Here is a 1,066-nt window from a genome sequence, read left to right on the forward strand (position 1 = left end):
CACATACGATGATTTCACCGATGTTCTCTTCAATGAGCTGTTTGGTAATCGCAAGTGCGGGGGATTCTCTAAGGTCATCCACGTTGGCTTTAAACGTTAAGCCTAAACAGGCGATCACCGGTTGTTTAAAGCGTTCTGCTTTTTCTTTTACTTTATTGACCACCCATTCCGGTTTTGCATCGTTTACTTCGCGCGCAGAACGGATCAGTTTGGATTGCTCAGGATTGCGGTGAATGATGAACCAGGGGTCAACCGCAATGCAGTGGCCGCCAACGCCAGGACCCGGCTGCAGAATGTTGACGCGTGGGTGACGGTTAGCGAGTGAGATAAGCTCCCAAACATCGATATGCTCTTTATCGCAGATCAATGAAAGTTCGTTCGCAAAAGCAATGTTCACATCACGGAAGGAGTTTTCAGTGAGTTTTGAAAGCTCAGCCGTTTTGGCAGAAGTTTCTAACACCTCACCACTCACAAACTCTTTATAAAAATCTGACGCGACTTTAGTTGATGTTTCGTTGATGCCGCCAACGATTCTGTCGTTTTGTACCAGTTCGATGAGGATTCGACCAGGGAGTACGCGCTCCGGGCAGTGCGCGACAAACACATCCTCTGCAGTGTTGTGGCCATGCTCCTGAAGAATCTCCGCGACCAAATCGGTTGTGCCGACGGGGCTGGTTGATTCAAGAATAATCAGATTGCCTTTCTCAACGAATGGCGCGATTGTTCTGGTCGCCTGTTCAACGTAACTCAAATCCGGAACATATCCGTCTTTAAATGGTGTGGGTACAGCGATAATAAACATATCGGCTTTGCAGGGCTCCAAACTAGCCTTTAGATTGCCTGCATTAACTGCCGATTTAACGAGCAGATCAAGGTCGGGCTCGACTATGTGAATTTTGCCTTGATTGATTGTTTCGACTACTGAAGGGGAAACATCTACGCCGGTTACTTGATACCCTTTAGTGCCAAGAAGAGAAGCGGTTGGAAGGCCGATATAGCCCAAGCCCATTACGCAGACTGATTTGAATTCCTTGTCCATGAAAATCCCAGAAGAAATTATTATTCA

The 1,066-nt window shown here is 47.0% G+C and carries 1 protein-coding gene; it reads right to left on the bottom strand.

The features are described from left to right. A partial coding sequence (gene wecC / locus A3762_RS13490; protein WP_068756074.1) for a UDP-N-acetyl-D-mannosamine dehydrogenase occupies positions 1 to 1,039 on the bottom strand: 1,039 nt, incomplete at its 3' end. Positions 1,040 to 1,066 lie beyond the last annotated feature (27 nt).

It is taken from the genome of Oleiphilus sp. HI0125, assembly GCF_001635355.1.